The 14,434-nt window shown below is 73.1% G+C and carries 11 protein-coding genes and 2 pseudogenes; 9 read left to right on the plus strand and 4 right to left on the minus strand.

Annotation, left to right across the window (positions count from 1 at the left end):
- Positions 1–30 precede the first annotated feature (30 nt).
- The 3 genes from CP984_RS35480 to CP984_RS35490 form a co-directional block, all read right to left on the minus strand.
- Positions 31–2,487 carry a GcvT family protein gene (locus CP984_RS35480; protein WP_003985861.1) on the minus strand — a complete coding sequence of 819 codons (2,457 nt, stop codon included), beginning with the start codon at positions 2,485–2,487 and terminating at the stop codon, positions 31–33.
- Positions 2,484–3,569: an S-(hydroxymethyl)mycothiol dehydrogenase gene (locus CP984_RS35485; protein WP_003985860.1), complete on the minus strand. Its 1,086-nt coding sequence runs from the start codon at positions 3,567–3,569 to the stop codon at positions 2,484–2,486. Before CP984_RS35485 ends, CP984_RS35480 begins: the two co-directional genes overlap by 4 nt.
- A 318-nt stretch (positions 3,570–3,887) precedes the next feature.
- A complete protein-coding gene (locus CP984_RS35490) occupies positions 3,888–4,694 on the minus strand; it encodes an IclR family transcriptional regulator (protein ID WP_003985859.1) in 807 nt (268 codons plus the stop codon).
- Positions 4,695–4,866: 172 nt separating this feature from the next.
- Here CP984_RS35490 and CP984_RS35495 point away from each other — a divergent pair, with 172 nt between their 5' ends.
- Together CP984_RS35495 and CP984_RS35500 are read left to right on the plus strand one after the other, a co-directional pair.
- Positions 4,867–5,211 carry a bifunctional 3-phenylpropionate/cinnamic acid dioxygenase ferredoxin subunit gene (locus tag CP984_RS35495; protein WP_003985858.1) on the plus strand — a complete coding sequence of 115 codons (345 nt, stop codon included), beginning with the start codon at positions 4,867–4,869 and terminating at the stop codon, positions 5,209–5,211.
- Positions 5,159–6,098: pseudogene (locus CP984_RS35500) on the plus strand (NAD(P)/FAD-dependent oxidoreductase); the annotation flags it as partial. The gene CP984_RS35495 and the pseudogene CP984_RS35500, both read left to right, overlap by 53 nt.
- Before the next feature lie 61 nt (positions 6,099–6,159).
- Here the strand turns inward: CP984_RS35500 and CP984_RS35505 are convergent.
- Positions 6,160–6,882, minus strand: coding sequence for a TetR/AcrR family transcriptional regulator (locus tag CP984_RS35505; RefSeq protein ID WP_030181521.1), 723 nt, complete (start codon positions 6,880–6,882; stop codon positions 6,160–6,162).
- An 88-nt stretch (positions 6,883–6,970) separates the two neighbouring features.
- Between CP984_RS35505 and CP984_RS35510 the strand changes: the two genes are divergently transcribed.
- From CP984_RS35510 to CP984_RS35545, 7 genes and pseudogenes are all read left to right on the plus strand, one after another.
- Positions 6,971–7,831 (plus strand): SDR family oxidoreductase, encoded by an 861-nt coding sequence (locus tag CP984_RS35510; RefSeq protein ID WP_003985854.1) that lies wholly within the window; start codon positions 6,971–6,973, stop codon positions 7,829–7,831.
- A gap of 150 nt (positions 7,832–7,981) precedes the next feature.
- Positions 7,982–8,941: pseudogene (locus CP984_RS42325) on the plus strand (IS481 family transposase).
- Positions 8,942–8,966: 25 nt separating this feature from the next.
- A complete protein-coding gene (locus CP984_RS42330; RefSeq protein ID WP_003985852.1) occupies positions 8,967–9,344 on the plus strand; it encodes an oxidoreductase C-terminal domain-containing protein in 378 nt (125 codons plus the stop codon).
- Positions 9,345–9,998: 654 nt separating this feature from the next.
- On the plus strand, positions 9,999–12,689 hold the full coding sequence (locus CP984_RS35530; protein ID WP_030181516.1) for a sensor histidine kinase: 2,691 nt from the start codon (positions 9,999–10,001) through the stop codon (positions 12,687–12,689).
- Entirely contained in the window at positions 12,686–13,135 is a 450-nt protein-coding gene (locus CP984_RS35535) for a roadblock/LC7 domain-containing protein (RefSeq protein ID WP_003986094.1), read from the plus strand. The genes CP984_RS35530 and CP984_RS35535 overlap by 4 nt, the downstream gene beginning before the upstream one ends.
- Positions 13,136–13,161: 26 nt before the next feature.
- On the plus strand, positions 13,162–13,572 hold the full coding sequence (locus tag CP984_RS35540; protein ID WP_003986093.1) for a DUF742 domain-containing protein: 411 nt from the start codon (positions 13,162–13,164) through the stop codon (positions 13,570–13,572).
- Positions 13,573–13,692: 120 nt separating this feature from the next.
- Positions 13,693–14,304 (plus strand): GTP-binding protein, encoded by a 612-nt coding sequence (locus CP984_RS35545; RefSeq protein ID WP_003986092.1) that lies wholly within the window; start codon positions 13,693–13,695, stop codon positions 14,302–14,304.
- Positions 14,305–14,434: the final 130 nt, after the last annotated feature.

Here is a 14,434-nt window from a genome sequence, read left to right on the forward strand (position 1 = left end):
GGTCGGTGGGAACACCCGACGGGCTGCGGGCTACCTGCGGATACGTTCCATCGCCGGGTCGAACAGCGGCTCGGTGGCCACCGTCGCCGCGGCCTTCTCCCCGAAGTACTCGATGTGCACGGCGGTCCCGGGCACCGCGGCCCGCGGGGGCAGCCATGCGTAGGCGACCGTCCGCCCGACGGAGCAGCCGTAAGCGGCGCTCGTCACATAGCCGGCGGGCACGCCGTCCACGAACACCGGCTCCTTGCCCAGTACCACCGCCGCCGGATCGTCCAGCGTCAGGCACACCAGCCTGCGCCGCGCGGTGTCCGCCGACCGCCTCTCCAGGGCCGCGCGCCCCACGAAGTCGCCCTTGTCCCTCCGGACGGCCCAGCCCAGGCCCGCTTCGTACGGGTCGTGCTCGGTGGTCATGTCCTTCCCCCAGGCGCGGTATCCCTTCTCCAGGCGGAGGCTGTCGAACGCGCCGCGCCCGGCCGCGATCACGCCGTACCGCTGCCCGGCCGCCCAGAGCGTGTCCCACAGACGCAGGCCCAGGTCCGCGCTCGTGTACAGCTCCCAGCCCAGCTCGCCGACGTACGACAACCGCAGCGCGGTCACCGGCACCTCGCCGATGAACGCCTGCCGCGCCTTGAAGTAGCCGAACGCGCGGTGCCCGAAGTCGGTACGGGTCAGCGGCTGGACGAGATCGCGGGCGCGGGGGCCCCAGACGCCGATGCAGCAGGTGCCGGGCGTGAGGTCGCGGACCCGCACGCCGTCGGGGGCGTGCCGGGTCAGGTGGTCGAGGTCCATGCCGCTGTTGACGCCGACCTGGAAGCGGTCGGCCGCCAGCCGGGCCACGGTCAGATCGCTGCGGATGCCGCCCGCGTCGTCCAGCATCAGGGTGTACGTCACCGAGCCCGGCTTCTTCGCGAGCTGGTTGGTGGTCAGATGCTGGAGGAAGTCCAGCGCGCCCGGCCCGCTGACCTCCAGGCGCCGCAGCGGTGTCATGTCGTACAGCGCGACCCGCTCACGGGTGGCGTGCGCCTCGGCCACGGCGATGGGCGACCAGTGGCGCGCGGACCAGGCGTCCCGCTCCGGCAGCGCCAGGCCGTCCATCAAGGGCGCGTTGGCCTCGTACCACTGCGGGCGCTCCCAGCCCGCGCCTTCGAGGAAGTACGCGCCCAGCTCCCGCTGCCGCTCGTGGAAGGGGCTCACACGCAGCGGGCGCGGGCGGCGCAGCGGCTGGAGCGGGTGGATCACGTCGTAGACCTCGGCGAACTGCTGCTTGCCGCGCTCGGCGACATAGGCGGGGGAGAGCTGGGCCTCCTCGAAGCGGGAGACGGCGCACTCGTGCACGTCGGTGGCGGTCCGCCCCTCGGTGAGCCATTCGGCCACCGCCTTCGCCACGCCCGCCGAGTGCGTCACCCACACCGCCTCGGCCAGCCAGAAGCCGCGCAGCCCGGGCACCTCGCCGAGCAGCGGCATGCCGTCGGGGGTGAAGGAGAAGACCCCGTTGAAGCCCTCCTCGATCCGCGCCTCCCGCAGGGCGGGCAGCAGCCGGCGGCTGTCCTCCCAGCTCGGGGCGAAGTCGTCGGACGTGAAGGGAAGGGAGGAGGGCATGACCGGCGCGTCGTCGAAGGCGGGCACGGCGGCCGGGTCGACGGGCAGCGGACGGTGGGCGTACGACCCGATGCCGATCCGGCCCGTGCCGTCAGCACTGGCTTCCCCATGTTCGCGGAAGTACAGGTCGCGCTCCTGGAAGCGCAGGATGGGCCGCCGGCCGTCCGGACCGGCAAGCACGGAGGTCTGCGCGTACTGGTGGGCCAGCGGCAGCAGCGGTACGGACACGCCCGCCATCGTCCCGATCACCGGGCCCCAGAAGCCCGCCGCCGAGATCACCACGTCGGCGGGGAAGGCGCCCCGGTCGGTGACGACCGCCGTCACCCGGTCCGCCTCCCGTTCGATGCCCGTGACGGTGTGCCGCTCCAGGAAGCGGGCACCCCGGGTCCGCGCCCGTGCGGTCTGCGCGCGGGCCGCGGGCAGCGCCCTGGCCAGCCCGTCGCCGGGGGTGTGGAACCCGCCCAGCACCTTCGCGGCGTCCAGCATCGGCCACAGCCGGGCGCACCGGCGCGCGTCGACCAGCTCGCCCTCGATGCCCCAGGAGGCGGCCAGCCCCGCCTTGCGGTGCAGTTCGGCCCACTGCTCCTCGGTGGCGGCGAGCTCCAGCCCGCCGACCGCGTCGAAGCACGGCCGTCCGTCCTCGGTGAGCGCGGTGAACTTCTCGACGGTGTACGTGGCGAAGTCGCTGAGCGTTTTCGACGCGTTGGTACGGAAGACCAGGCCGGGCGCGTGCGAGGTGGAGCCGCCGGGGGCGTGCAGCGGGCCCTGCTCCAGCACGGTGACGTCCAGGGCGCCACGCGCCGTCAGCTCGTCGGCGAGCGCGCAGCCGACGATGCCCGCGCCGATGATCACGATACGGCGGCGCGCCGGGCCGCCCGCGCCGGTCACAGGACCACCACCGAACGCAGCACCTCACCGCGCCGCATCCGCGCGAACGCCTCCTCCACGTCCTCCAGCCCGACGGTCTCGGAGACGAACGCGTCCAGGTTGAGCTTGCCGCTCAGATGCAGGTCGATCAGGACCGGGAAATCCCGGCTGGGCAGACAGTCGCCGTACCAGGAGGACTTCAGGGACCCGCCGCGCGCGAACACGTCGAGCAGCGGCAGTTCGATGCTCAGGTCCGGCTCCGGGACACCGACCTGGACCAGGGTGCCCGCCAGGTCCCGCATGTAGAAGCCCTGCCGGAACGTCTCCGGACGGCCCACCGCGTCGATCACGACATCCGCGCCGTGCCCGCCGGTCAGCGCGCGTACCGCCTCGACCGGGTCGGTGCCACGGGAGTTGACGGTGTCGGTGGCGCCGAAGCGCTCGGCGGCGTCCAGCTTGCCGTCGTCGATGTCCACGGCGATCACCCGGCGCGCCCCGGCCCGGGACGCCCCGGCGATGGCGGCGCTGCCCACGCCGCCGCAGCCGATCACCGCCACGGTGTCGCCGCTGCCCACGCCCCCGGTGTGCACGGCGGCCCCGTACCCGGCCATCACCCCGCAGCCGATCAGGCCCGCGGCCTCGGGGCGGGCCGCCGGATCGGCCCTGACCGCCTGCCCGGCGGCGACCAGGGCCTTGTCCGCGAACGCGCCGATGCCCAGCGCCGGGGTCAGGGCGGTGCCGTCCAGCAGGGTCATGGGCCGGTCCGCGGTCTGCGAGTCGAAGCAGTACCAGGGGCGGCCGCGGCGGCAGGAGCGGCACCGGCCGCAGGGCGCGCGCCAGGCGAGCACCACATAGTCGCCCGGCGCGAGGCCGGTGACGCCGGGGCCGGTGGCCTCGACGACGCCGGCGGCCTCGTGGCCGAGCGGGTAGGGGAAGGCGTCGCCGCCCGCGCCCTCGCGGTAGTGCAGATCGGTGTGGCACACCCCGCATGCCTGCACGGTGACGAGGACTTCCCCCGGTCCGGGATCGGGGACGAGGATCGGCAGCACCTCGACGGGCGCGCCCTTCTTGGCGGCGACGACGGCGCGTGCTTCGTGCGGCATGACTCACTCCTAAACAGCGCCTGCGGGGCAGGGGCGGGTGTGTGGAGCCGGCACGGATGCCGTTATGGGGGATGGCGCGACGTACGGGACCGGCGGGAGGCAGGCGACCGCACGGGACGAAAGGGGAACCGGGGGAGGCGCAGGGAGCCGCGGGAGGCCGGGCAACGCCCCTGGGAATCCCCTGTGTTGCTCATGGCGCGCTACGTTGCGCCATGAGAGACATGCTGGAAGTCCGTGGGCGATCCGTCAAGGGGTGACCGGGTAGCCGCGGAGCCGGTGTCCGAACCCCGGCCGGGCGGCGGACGCCCGGCCGGCCTCTCACCCCGCGAAACCCATCCGCCGGGACAGCTCGGCGGCCGCCTTCACCGCCCGCCCGGCCAGGTCCGGAAGCAGCGCCTGCGCCATCCGGTACGCCGGTCCGGACACGCCGATCGCGCCGATCACCGCGCCGTCGTGCGCCCGCACCGGCGCCGCCACCGCGTTCAGCCCGACCTCCAGTTCCTCGCAGGAACAGGCGTAACCCTCCTCGGCCGCGGCGGTCAGCTGACGGCGCAGTTCGCCCGGCACGGTCAGGGTGTTCGGCGTGAAGCGGGGCAGCTTGCGTTCGACCAGGCGCTCGCGGCGCTCCCGCGGCAGGTGTGCGAGCAGCACCTTGCCGCTCGCGGTGGCGTGCAGGGGCGTCCGCCGGCCCAGCCAGTTGTACGCGGTGACCGCCGCGGCGCCGCGCGCCTGCATGATGTTGACCGCCGCGTCCCCGTCCAGGACGGCGATGTTGGCGGTCTCCCCGGTGTCGTCGGCGAGCGCCCGGCACACCGGCTGGCCCTCCTGCGAGATGTCCAGCCGGATGGCGGCGGCGCCGGCCAGCCGCAGCACCCCCGCGCCCAGGTAGTACTTGCCGCGCTCGTGCTCCTGCTCCACGAGTCCGCGGTGCTCCAGGACGCCCAGGATGCGGAAGGCGGTGGACTTGTGCACCCCCAACTCCTCGGCGATCTCGGTGACTCCGGCCTCGCCGAGGCGGGCCAGGATCTCCAGGACGCTCACCGCGCGGTCCACGGACTGGACGGATCCGGCCGCTCCCCGCTTCTCCTCGGACCGGTCGTCGGCCGCCTCGGTCGTCTTCGGCATGGGTTCTGGCGTCACCACCCGTTGCCCCGGCGGGGCGCGTCGGCGGGGGCCCGGACAAGAAGCGTCGGCGGCCCCTTGACGGCACACTCCCCGGACTGGATTCTGTTGCGCACTGCGCTACGCGATGCGTTATTCAGAACGCCATGATACCGATCACCGCTGAGGGGGCCAGATGATTCCCGTCTGCCGCACCGAGGACCTGCCCGAAGGCGGGGCCGTACGGATCGAGATCGACGCCACCACACCCGCCATCGCCGTCTTCCGCAGCGACGGCGCCCTCTACGCCCTCGACGACCGGTGCAGCCACCAGGACGCCTCACTCTCCGAGGGCTGGGTGGAGGACTGCCAGGTCGAATGCCCGCTGCACGCCGCCCTGTTCGACCTGCGCACCGGACGGCCCAGCTGCCTCCCGGCGCGCCGCCCCGTGCGCACCCACGAGGTCACCGAGGCGGACGGCATGATCCATGTCCGGCCCGCCGCGCGGGGGACCGACGTACGGGAAGACGCCTACGCATGAGGGCGTCACCGTCGTCGGCGCCTCCCTCGCCGGACTGTACGCGGCGCGGGCGCTGCGCGCCGAAGGCTTCGACGGCCGGCTGGTGATCGTCGGAGCCGAGCGCCACCGCCCGTACGACCGGCCGCCACTGTCCAAAAGCTTCCTCGCTCGACGCCCGCCCACATCAACGGAGTTGGAAGACCTCCGGCTGTGCGACGGGGACGAGGAGGACGCCCTCGCCGCCGAATGACACCTCGGCACCCGGGCCACCGCACTGGACACCGCGGGCCGCACGGTCACCGTCGACGACGGCCGTACGGTCCGCGCCCCGCGCACCGACGGCGTCGTCATCGCCACCGGAGCCGTCCCGAGCACCCTCCCGGGGCCGCCGCTCGCCGGCGTACACGTACTGCGCACCTACGACGACGCTTACGCACTGCGCACCGCCCTGCACGACGGCACGCCCCGCGTGGTCGTCATCGGTGGCGGCTTCATCGGCGCCGAGGCCGCCTCGTCCTGCGCCGCGCTCGGCCTGCCCGTGACGGTGGTCGAGGCCGCGCCGCTGCCGCCGGCGCCCCAGCTCGGCACCGAACTGGCGCGGATCTGCGCGGACCTGCACGCGGATCACGGGGCGCGGCAGCTGTGCGGCACCGGAGTCGCCGGGCTGCGCGACGGCGGCACGGGCCGCGTCCGGGCCGTGGAACTCGCCGATGGGCGGCTGCTGGACGCGGACCTCGTGATCGTCGGTATCGGGGTGCGCCCTGCCACCGACTGGCCGGCCGTGTCCGGGATGAGCCTGGAGGGCGGGGTGGTGTGCGACGCGGGCGGTGTGACGGACGGTGCCGCAGGTCGTCGCCGCGGGCGATGTGGCCCGCTGCGCGGGCATCCGAACCGAGCACTGGACTAACCGAGCACTGGACTAGCTGTATTGACCACGAGCGTTGTCGACGGTGGGCGGCGGAGACGTGATCAAGGCGCGTCACCGTCCGCCGCCAGGCGGGTGAGCCACTCGCGCAGCAGGCGCTGCTCGGCGTCGCTCAGGACATCGGCGTTGTCGGGGAGGGCGGCGCGCAGTGCGCGGGCCGCTGCGGCGGGACCGGACTCCGCGGCGGGGAGTGTCGGTTCGGCGCGGGTGATGGCCGCGACCATGGATTCGCGCAGGACGGTCAACAGTGCCGGATTGCGGCGCTCCGCGGGGGTGGAGTGCCAGGTGGTGACCGCGCCCCGGCCGGTTGCCTGGATGATCTGGGCGGCCAGCTCCTCGTCGACCCGTAGCCACCCGCCGGCCGCCAGCCGGCGCACCCGCCCACGGAGGATCTCCAGGCCCGCGCGGTGTGCTGCCTCCGATCCCCGGCCGGTGGCCTGGTTCATCACCGCGAACAGCTCGGGGCGGGAGATGCCGAATTCCACCACCATGTCCCAGCCGCGGCGCAGCTCCTCCACCGGGTCCTGCGGGTCGGGGTCGAGCTGGTCGCGTTTGCTCTGGAGGAACTGGGTGTAGCCGTGCTCGGCGACGGCCTCGAGGAGTCCCTCCTTGTCGCCGAAGAGGCGGTAGATCGCCGGTGGTTGCATGCCGGCCGCGGCGGCGACCGCGCGGGTGCTCACCGCGTCCGGCCCGCCCTTTTCCAGGAGGTCGACGGCCGCTTCGACGATGCGGTTGCGGGGGCTGTCGGTGGTGTCGCGCATAGCCATGAACCGATGGTATCGGAGATTTGATTCCATCGATATTTCCAGTGTTATCGTTATAGTGATTCCACTGGAAGCAGCATTGGGAGACCCCATGATCATCGTGACCGGAGCCACCGGCAAGCTCGGCCGCCGCACCGTCGAGCGCCTGCTGGAGCGCGTCCCCGCCGACCGCGTCGGCGTCAGCGTCCGCGACCCCCGCACGGCGAAGGACCTCGCCGACCGCGGCGTCCGCGTCCGCCAGGGCAGCTTCGACGACCCCGCCTCGCTCGTGCACGCCTTCGAGGGGGCCGAGCAGCTGCTCCTCGTCTCGCTCGACCGCACGGGCGAGGAGTGCGTCAGCGGCCACCGCGCGGCCATCGACGCCGCCGTGCAGGCCGGCGCCGGCCGCATCCTCTACACCAGCCAGATGGGCGCCGCCCACGACTCCCGCTTCCAGCCGTGCCGCGACCACGCGGCAACCGAGGACCTGCTGCGCGCCACCGGCCTGCCCTGGACCGCGCTGCGCAACGGCTTCTACGCGGCCAGCGCCCTGCAGTTCCTTGAGTCCGCCCGGCACACCGGCGACATCGCCCTGCCCGCCGACGGCCCGGTCGCCTGGACCGGACACGACGACCTCGCCGAGGCCGCCGCAGTGATCCTCGCCGACGAGGGCCGCTTCGAGGGACCCACTCCGCCGCTCACCGGTCCGGTGGCGCTCGACTTCGACACCGTCGCCGAACTCGCGTCCCAGGTCACCGGGCGGCCCATCACCCGCACCGTCGTCCCCGGCGACGTCTTCCGTGAGCAGGCTCTGGCGCACGGCGCCCCGGCTCCGGTCGCCGACCTGATGCTGAGCATCTTCGCCGCGGCGCGCAATGGCGAGTTCACCGCTGTCGACCCGACGATGGCCGAGCTGATCGGGCGAGAGCCCGCCACCTTCGGCGCCCTACTGGAACGGGCCTGGGCCGAATAGATCCCGTGGGGCCCCGGAGACGGCCCCGGCCTGGCTCGCCGCCCACGAAGGCTCGTCCTCTGCCGCCCGAGGCCGCCTTTCACCAGATCGGCGGCCTCGGGCGCAAACCCAGGCTCCGCATCAAATTCCGCACCGCCCTGGAGGATTGCCGTGCCCCACCCCCATGCCCGGCTGACCGTCCACGGCAGACGGCTCCTCGTCGAGCGGGTCCGTGCCGGCAGACCCGTCGCGCAGGTCGCCGAAGAAATGGGCATCTCTCGCACCACAGCCCACACAGGGGTCCGCCGCTGGCGAGCCGAAGGCGATCCGGGTCTGCATGACCGCTCCAGTCGCCCCCTGACGACACCGCACCGAACCCCTGCCGATGTCGAGAACCGCATCTGCGAACTACGGCGCGACTGCAAGCTCAGCCCTGCACGGATCGGCCCGACCTGGGCTCACCCAGCTCGACGGTCCACCGCGTCCTGACCCGCCACGGCCTGAACCGGCTGCGCTGGACGAACCGGCCCACCGGTCAGATCATCCGCCGCTACGAACGATCGCGTCCCGACGAACTGGTCCACGTCGACATCAAGAAGCTCGGCAACATTCCCGACGGCGGCGGACATCGGATCATGCCCCGCCAGCAGGCCGCCGGCAATCGGCAGGCCACCACCGATGCGCACAGGGGCGGCAGTCCCGTCATCGGCTGCAGTCACGTCCACACAGCCGTAGACGATCACTCCCGGCTCGCGTACAGCGAGGTTCTGACCGACGAACGCAAAGAGACCGCGGCCTCCTTCTGGCAGCGCGCGGCATCAACGTCGAGCGCGTCCTCACGGACAACGGCTCCTGCTGCAGATCCCACCTGTTCGGCCAGCCTCTCAGCGCCGCCGGCATCGTCCATAAGCGCACGCGCCCCTATCGCCCGCAGACGAACGGCAAGGTGGAGCGCCTAAATCGCACCCTGCTCGACGAATGGGCATACGTGCGCCCGTACTCCAGCAACGCCGAACGCACCGAAGCCCTGACGGACTTCCTCCACACCTCAACTGCCACCGGTGCCACACCGCACTCGACGGCCAACCACCCATCAGTCGCGTCAACAACCCAGCGGGTCAATACAACTAGCGCCACGGAACAGCCCGACACCGCCGTGCGCAACCTGCTCGCGGGCCGCACCGTCGCGCGGCACGAGGCGCTGCCGTACTTCTGGTCGGACCAGTACGGAGCGCGCCTCCAGCTCGCCGGCCGGCCCGGGCCGCAGGACGCCGTACGCGTCGTCGAGGGCGACCCCGGCGACCGCGGCTTCCTGGCCGTCTACGAACGGGACGGGCGCACCACGGCCGTGTTCGCCGTCGACCGGCCGCGGCCGTTCATGCGGCTGCGCCGCCGACTCGCGACGGGCCCTCCCGGGCCGCACGGGCTCTCCGGGCCGCCCGCCGAGCCTGCCGGCGCTCCCGGCGCAGCCTTCTGGCCGTGCTGCTCGGCTGCGAGCGCACACCGTTGCGCTGCACCCACACCTGGCGCGTGACCCATACGTCGAGCACCGCCCAGGTCGCCACGACCGTGCTCGCGACCGTGCTGAGCACCGCGGGGAAGGCGAACCAGGCACCGGCCATCGCGCAGAAGAACGCCACCATGGCCTGAATGAGCGTCACCGCCGCGATGATGACGGCGCGCACCGCGGCCGTACGGACCGGATCGGGCATCCGGCGCCGGGCCACCGGCTCCTCGACCCACAGCGGGCGCCTGCTGCCCAGGTAGACGCCACCGTCCTCGTGATCCATCGTCGGCGTCACTCTCCCCGTACCCGCACGTACCCGCCTGTCACACCAGGTCCCTGCCCGGCTTTCACCCGGCACATGTCTGCTGTCCGCACGCCGTGGCCCCACCCGCGCCGACACCACCACCCACCATGGTCACGAACGGGAACGCCGCCAGGTTCCCGGCCGCTGTGATTTTCGGCCAACCGCTCCGGCGCACCCGCGTGCGCCGGGGAGGTGTTCGAGGCCACATGTGCGGGCGGGTTGTCCGGGAATCAGCCGACAACTGCGGACGATCCGCCCCTGACCTGCGCATCCGGTGTCCGGACAAGACTTCGGCCCAGTCCCTCGTCAGTAGTAGGCTCGCGCCGTTTGTTGACGGAACACCATCCCCGTGCGCCGGGGTTGACGTAGGGGAGGCCATGCGCAGCTTTCGAGGGAAGACGATCACTCGGAAGATCGCAGCGCTGCTGCTGGTGCCGCTGGTGTCCCTCACCGCCATGTGGGCCTTCGCCACGTACCTGACGGGGCGCGAGGCCAACCAGCTGCTCGGCGTCGGCAACGTCGTCGCCAAACTGGGCTACCCGGCCGAGGACGCCGTCCAGGCGCTCCAGCAGGAGCGCCGGCAAAGTCTCGTCTTCCTGGCCGACCGGCGCGGCGCCAACTCACTGGCCGCCCTGCGCGAGCGCACCCGCGAGACCGACAAGGTCGTCGCCAAGCTGCGCGACAACGCCGACGACCCGGCCGTACGCGACGATCTCGACGGCATCGCCGGAGCCCGGATGGACGACATCGTTCGGGGCCTGAACCGGCTCTCCTCGCTGCGCGCCCGGATCGAGGACAACACCATCTCCCGCGACGCGGCGTTCGAGGCGTACAACGACCTCGTCGACCCCAACTACGAATTCCTCGCGGCCCTGCACGCGCTGGAGAACGTGGAGATGGACAAGCAGGGCCGCGCCCTGGTCAACGTCACCCGCGCCCGCGAGGCCGTCGCCCGCGAGGACGCGCTGATGTCCGCGGCGCTGGTCTCCGGCACCATGGACAAGGAGGGCCTGCGCGCCTTCTCCGACCGGGTCGCCGAACGCCGCGTGCTGTACGACACCAGCCTGCCCCTGCTGCCCGGCGAGGAGCGCAGCACCTTCGCCGACTACTGGCGCTCGGCGCCCGGCGTCGAACTGACCTCCTACGAGGACCGCATCATCGGCGCCGGCCCGGCCGCGGCCCCCCGCGCCGTCAACGCCGAACGCTGGAACTCCGCCGCCGGCAAGGTCCTCGGCGACCTCCAGCGCATGGGCCGGGAGGCCGGCGACCGCTACAAGGAACGCGTCGAGCCGGTCGCCATGAGCGTCCTGCTCAAGGCCGGCGTCGCGGGCGTCCTCGGCTTCGTCGCCCTGCTGGTCTCGGTCATCGTCTCCGTCCGCATCGGCAGCAAGCACGTACGGGACCTGATCCGGCTGCGCAAGGCCGCCCACGAGGTCTCCGGCGTCCGGCTGCCCAGCGTCATGCGCCGCCTGGCCGCCGGCGAACAGGTCGACGTCGAGGCCGAGGCGCCGCGCCTGGAGTTCGGCCAGAGCGAGACCGAGCAGGTCGGCCAGGCGCTCAACACCCTCCAGCGGGCCGCCGTCGAGGCCGCCGTCAAGCAGGCCGACATGCGCCGCGGCGTCTCCGAGGTCTTCGTCAACCTCGCCCGCCGCAGCCAGGTCCTGCTGCACCGCCAGCTGACCCTGCTGGACGCCATGGAACGGCGCACCGAGAACGCCGAGGAACTGGCCGACCTGTTCCGCCTCGACCACCTCACCACCCGCATGCGGCGGCACGCCGAGGGCCTGGTGATCCTCTCCGGCGCCGCCCCCTCGCGGCAGTGGCGCAAGCCCATCCAGCTGATGGACGTGGTGCGCGCGGCGGTCGCCGAGGTGGAGGACTACGAGCGCATCGAGGTGCGCCGGCTGCCGCGGCTGGCCGTCCAGGGCCCCGCGGTCTCCGACCTCACCCACCTGATCGCCGAACTCCTGGAGAACGCCACCGTCTTCTCGCCCCCGCACACCGCGGTCCAGGTGGTCGGCGAGCGGGTCTCCAACGGCTTCACCCTGGAGATCCACGACCGGGGCCTGGGCATGGCCCCCGACGTGCTCCTCGACGCCAACCTGCGGCTCGCCGAAACCCCCGAGTTCGAACTGTCCGACACCGACCGGCTCGGCCTGTTCGTGGTCAGCCGCCTCGCCCAGCGCCAGGGCGTACGGGTCTCGCTCCAGCCCTCCCCGTACGGCGGCACCACCGCCGTCGTCTTCATCCCCTCCGCCCTGCTGACCGAGGGCGAGCGCGAGGACGGCCCGGACACCGGCGGCCGGCGCATCGACGGCCGCCGCACCGGGGAGATCGAGGCGCCCGGCGGCAAACTGGCCGCGCTGGCCCAGGTGCCGGTACCGCTGCCCGAACCGGACAACCGCCGTCCCGAGGTCATCGACGGGCCCGCCGAACCGCAGCCCCCGCTGACCCCCGCCGACCGCATACGGCGGGCGGACTCCGACGGCACCGACGAGGACAGCGTCTTCCGCGGCACCGGCCGGGCACGGCCCCGCCGCGACGGCGCGGCGCCGGTCGCCCCCGTACCGTCGCCCGGCGCCCCGGAACAGCACCAGCAGACCCGCGACCAGGCGCCCGGCGGCGACGGACCCGCGCCGCTGCCGCGCCGGCACCGCCCGCCCGTGCTGGTCTCCGACCACGGCAGGCCGGTCGACGCGACGGCACGTGCCGACGTACGCTCCGACGCGGAAACCGACGGCGACACGGATGCGGACATGGACACCGGTACGACGACGGACGCGGGCCGCGCCCCGGCCGGCCGGCCCGCGACGACGGCGGGCGGACTGCCCCGCCGCGTACGGCAGGCCAGCCTCGCCCCCCAGCTCAAGGCGGAGCCGGCCGCCGAGGACGGGCCCGGCGCTCCGGCCGGCCCCGCCGACGACCGGGACGCCGAGGACGTGCGCGCCCGGATGGCCTCGCTCCAGCGCGGCTGGCAGCGCGGCCGCCGGGAGGGCGGCGAGGACGACGGGCGGGACGGCAGCCCGGACACAGCACCAGGAACCACATCGGGAGGGGACGGTCGATGACCGCACCGAAGGCAGCAGCGGCCAGTGCCGAGTCGAAGGGCCCGCAGGGGTCGGGCGAGCTGAACTGGCTCCTCGACGAGCTGGTCGACCGGGTGGGCAGCATCCGCAAGGCGCTCATCCTCTCCAGCGACGGCCTGGCCACCGGCGCGTCCCAGGACCTCACCCGGGAGGACGCCGAACACCTCGCGGCGGTCGCCTCCGGCTTCCACAGCCTCGCCAAGGGCGTCGGCCGGCACTTCGAGGCGGGCCGGGTGCGGCAGACACTGGTCGAGCTGGAGGAAGCGTTTCTGTTCGTCAGCGCGGCGGGCGACGGCAGCTGTCTGGCCGTCCTCGCCGACGCCGACTCCGACGTGGGCCTGGTCGCGTACGAGATGACGCTGCTCGTCAAGCGGGTGGGCGCCCACCTGGGCACCGCGCCCCGGGCCGGGCAGCCCGCCGGCGGCTGACCGGAGGATGACGGCACGGTGACGCCATGACCACGGACGGCCCGGCCCGGACCGGGCGGCCGGACACCAGTTGGTACGACGACGACGCGGGCCCGGTGGTGCGCCCCTACGCGATGACCCGCGGGCGCACCAGCACCGAGGCCGAGGAGCGGCTCGACCTGATCGCGCTGGTGATCGCCGAGGACCGGCAGGAGGAGCCACTCGACGACCAGACCCTGTCGCCGGAGCACGTGGACATCGTCGGCCTGTGCCGCGACGCGCCGCTGTCCGTCGCGGAACTGGCCGCCGAACTCGACCTGCCGCTCGGCGTCGTACGGGTCCTCATCGGCGATCTGCTGGACGCGGAGCTGGTCCATGTGAGCCGGCCCGTGCCACCGGCCGAGCTGCCCGACGAGAAGATCCTGCGCGAGGTGATCGACGGACTCCGGGCGCTGTGACGGCACCCGGAGGACGGCGCGCCGCCGGCCCGTCACCGGGCGGGCCGCGCGGACCCACGAACGGCAAGGACCGAGAGATGCGAGAGATCAGCACCAGCGGCGAACCGGGAGAAGACGGCCATGGTCTTCGGGCGCTCTGAACGACGCCGCAAGCACGACGCCCCCGACCCCGTCACCCTCAAGATCCTGGTGGCGGGCGGCTTCGGGGTGGGCAAGACGACCCTGGTGGGCGCGGTCAGCGAGATCAAACCGCTGCGTACCGAGGAGCGGCTGACCGAGGCGGGCCGTCCGGTCGACGACCTGGTGGGCGTGGAGGGCAAGCGGACCACCACCGTCGCCATGGACTTCGGGCGCATCACGCTCCGCGAGGACCTGGTGCTCTACCTCTTTGGCACACCGGGTCAGGACCGCTTCTGGTTCCTGTGGGACGAACTGGCCCGCGGCGCGCTGGGCGCGGTCGTGCTGGCCGACACCCGCCGCCTGGCCGACTCCTTCGCCGCCATCGACTACTTCGAACGCCGCGGCATCGCGTTCATGGTCGCCGTCAACTGCTTCGACGGCGCCGACCGCTACCCCGCGGAAACGGTGCGCGAAGCGCTGGACCTGGACGCCGAGGTACCGGTGATGCTGTGCGACGCCCGCGAGAAGGACTCCGTGCGCGACGTGCTGATCGCCGTCGTGGAACACGCGATGCACCTCACCACCCGCCAACGCGAGCCGGCCCTTCCGTAGCGGAGCCGCCGCATGCGAGCACGGCCCGTACCCCGCCGTCCGGGGTACGGGCCGTGCTCCTACGTGGCTGTGTAGCGCGCCGCCGGTGATCCGAACAGGCTTGAACAGGGCGTAATTCCGGTCGCGCGCG

It is taken from the genome of Streptomyces rimosus (genome assembly GCF_008704655.1).
GTDB lineage: Bacteria > Actinomycetota > Actinomycetes > Streptomycetales > Streptomycetaceae > Streptomyces > Streptomyces rimosus.